Source organism: Bradyrhizobium sp. (assembly GCF_049691595.1).
In the GTDB taxonomy this organism is placed as follows: Bacteria; Pseudomonadota; Alphaproteobacteria; order Rhizobiales; family Xanthobacteraceae; genus Bradyrhizobium.
Map to the genome: position 1 here is coordinate 1 of NZ_JBAVNZ010000465.1, position 2,938 is coordinate 2,938.

At 62.3% G+C, this 2,938-nt stretch carries 3 protein-coding genes; 1 reads left to right on the plus strand and 2 read right to left on the minus strand.

Annotation, left to right across the window (positions count from 1 at the left end; translation table 11 throughout):
• Window positions 1-932, minus strand: a 932-nt coding sequence (locus WCE35_RS19585) for an SPFH domain-containing protein (protein ID WP_424594973.1), incomplete at its 3' end; no start/stop codon positions are given.
• Window positions 933-1,133: 201 nt separating this feature from the next.
• Complete coding sequence (gene hemH / locus WCE35_RS19590; RefSeq protein WP_424594974.1) at window positions 1,134-2,171, minus strand: ferrochelatase; 1,038 nt, start codon at window positions 2,169-2,171, stop codon at window positions 1,134-1,136.
• A gap of 89 nt (window positions 2,172-2,260) precedes the next feature.
• On the opposite strand from hemH, the gene WCE35_RS19595 reads away from it, so the two are divergent.
• Complete coding sequence (locus tag WCE35_RS19595; RefSeq protein ID WP_424594975.1) at window positions 2,261-2,668, plus strand: MAPEG family protein; 408 nt, start codon at window positions 2,261-2,263, stop codon at window positions 2,666-2,668.
• Window positions 2,669-2,938: the final 270 nt, after the last annotated feature.

Here is a 2,938-nt window from a genome sequence, read left to right on the forward strand (position 1 = left end):
GCCGCGGCCGACGCCGCGCTCTCGCCAAAAGTGGCCTTGGCGATCTCGCCGATGCCGGCAAGCGAGCCGAGCAGGCTCATCGCCTCGACCGGCAGCATGATGACTTTCTGGTTCGGCGATTCCGCCAGTTGCCCGAACGCCTTGATGTATTTGTCGGCGATGAAATAGTTCAGCGCGGCGACGTCGCCACTGGCAATGGCCTCGGAGACCATCTGCGTCGCCTTGGCTTCGGCTTCGGCGAGGCGCTCGCGCGCCTCGGCGTCGCGGAACGCGGCCTCGCGGCGGCCCTCGGCCTGCAGGATCTGGCCCTGCTTGGCGCCCTCGGCGCGCAGAATTTCCGATTGCCGCTGGCCTTCGGCCTGCAGGATATCGGCGCGCTTGACGCGTTCGGCCTTCATCTGCCGTCCCATCGCCTCGACCAGGTCGGCCGGCGGCACGATGTCCTTGATCTCGATGCGGTTGACTTTCAGGCCCCACGGCGAGACCGCGGCGTCGACCACGCGCAATAGCCGCTCATTGATCTCGTCGCGATGTGACAACACCTGGTCGAGGTCCATCGCGCCCATCACCGAGCGGATGTTGGTCATGGTCAGCACGATGATCGCCTGGTTGAGATTGGCGACCTCGTAGCTCGCCTTGGCGGCATCGAACACCTGGAAGAACGCGACGCCGTCGACCGTCACGGTGGCGTTGTCCTTGGTGATCACTTCCTGCTCGGGAATGCTGATCACCTGCTCCATCATGTTCATCTTGCGGCCGACGCGGTCGAAATAGGGAACGATGAGGTTGAGCCCCGGCGACAGCGTGCGGGTGTATCTGCCGAACCGTTCGATGGTCCAGTCGTAGCCCTGTGGCACGGTCTTGACGCCGGCGAACAGCGTGACGATGACGAGCAGAACCAGCGCGATCGCGAAAATATCGAAGCCAGTCATAAAACCTCCAGGGAAACCACCCACGACCGGCCAGACCCGCCGGGTGCGATATCGTTTGGTCTGCGAAGCGGCGGCGCCGGTTCAGGCCGGCGCTGCTCGAGTTCGGCTTATAACTTAAGGAGGAGTCCGTCGTCCGCCAGATCTACCGCGCCTGAATGCGGCATCGCGCCTTATATCGGTTAACGCGCAAATCCTGCCCATTCAAACCCAGCCCTGCAGCTCGCGCAAAACCAGCTGGCGGATCACGTCCATGCCGGGATCGCTGTCATTGAGGCAGGGAATCGCCGAAAATTGCTCGCCGCCATGGTGCTTGAAGAGCTCGGCGTTTTCCTGCGCGATCTCTTCCAGCGTCTCCAGGCAATCGGCCGAGAAGCCGGGGGTGACGACCGCGATGTGCCGTACGCCATCCTTTGCGAGTTGCTCGATGGTCCGGTCGGTATAGGGCTGCAGCCACTGGTCGAAGCCGAAGCGCGACTGGAATGTAAGCAGCAGCTTCGAGGCATCAAGGCCCATGTGCTGGCGCAACGCATCCATTGTTGCGTTGCACTGCGCGGCATAGGGATCGCCCTTGTCGACGTATTTCTGCGGCATGCCGTGGAACGACGCCACGATCAGCTCGGGCCTGAACGGCAAGGTTTTGAGATGCGCATCGATCGAGACCGCGAGCGCGTCGATGTAATCGGGATCGTCGTAATAAGGCGGCGTCACCCGCAAGGTCGGCTGCGCGCGCATCCTTGCCAGCACGCGAAACACTTCGTCGCAAACGGTGGCCGATGTCGCGGCTGAATATTGCGGATAGAGCGGCACCACCAGCAGCCGGCCGCAGCCTTGCGCGGTCAAGGCATCGATGCGCGAGCTGATCGATGGATTGCCGTAGCGCATCGCCCAATCGACGATGACGTGGTCATGGTCCGAAATCGCCGCGGCAAGTTTCTCGGCCTGGGTGCGCGTGATTGTCTTCAGCGGCGATTCGTCTTGCTCGAGGTTCCAGATTTTCCGGTAGTCGCGCGCCTTGCGGCCGGGGCGGACGCGCAGGATGATGCCGTTCAGGATCAGCTTCCACAACAGTCCCTGATCCTCGATCACCCGCGGGTCGGACAGAAACTCCTTGAGATAGACCCGCACGCCCCTGGCGTCGGCGCTGTCGGGGGTGCCGAGGTTGACCAGGAGCACGCCGACCCGCTCCGGCTGCGCTTCCGGCGCAGGCTTCGTGCTTCCAATGGGAACGACGACGGTCATGATGGCAGTGGCATCGCGCGTTGCGCCATCCTTGTCAAGATAATGGCCGGGCCGATATTGTCGCGCGTTATCGTGCTTTCGGGGGAACCATGGCGATCGCGGAATGGTGTATTTTTGGGGCGGTTCTGCTCTACTTGCTGACGATCGCGCCCGTGAAGGCATTTAGCTTTCGTGGCTTTCGCCGCTTCGACAATTCCAGGCCGCGCGATCCCGCATTCTACGATGACCCGCTTCGGGCCCGCGCGCTTGGCGCGCATATCAACGGGATCGAGACGTTTCCGTTCTTCGCCGCCGCGGTGCTGCTGGCGGAATTTCGCGCAGCGCCGCAGAATCTGGTCGACGAGCTGGCGGCATTGTTCCTGATTGTGCGGATTGCCTATGTTTTCACCTATCTCGGCAATCGTCCGACGCTGCGGTCGATCCTGTGGAACATCGGCTTTGCGATCAACGTTGCGATTTTCTTCCTGCCGGCGCTGCGGTTCTATCTGCCGGGGTAAGGCTTCCATTTTCGCAAACGACTCCGCGATCTCGCGGCGCGAAGCGCCCGAAGTTCTGCACGAGCCTTGTCCCTCGATGAGAGGGAGCAGGGAATGCCGGGTGCGCGCTGCACCCGCGGTCCCGTGTGCAAATTGTAGATAAGAATGCGCACACGAGCATACAGGTTCAGCGGAGACACTCCGGCATTCCCTGCGCAATGGTTTTACGGCTTATGCCATGCTCTCCCCGGCGACGAATTCGTCTTGTCACCGTCGCTGCCGGCTTGATGG

Bases quoted from the DNA above. Each gene is read 5' to 3' on its own strand.
- hemH (WP_424594974.1), bottom strand. From the start codon at position 2,171: ATGACCGTCGTCGTTCCCATTGGAAGCACGAAGCCTGCGCCGGAAGCG.
- WCE35_RS19595 (WP_424594975.1), top strand. From the start codon at position 2,261: ATGGCGATCGCGGAATGGTGTATTTTTGGGGCGGTTCTGCTCTACTTG.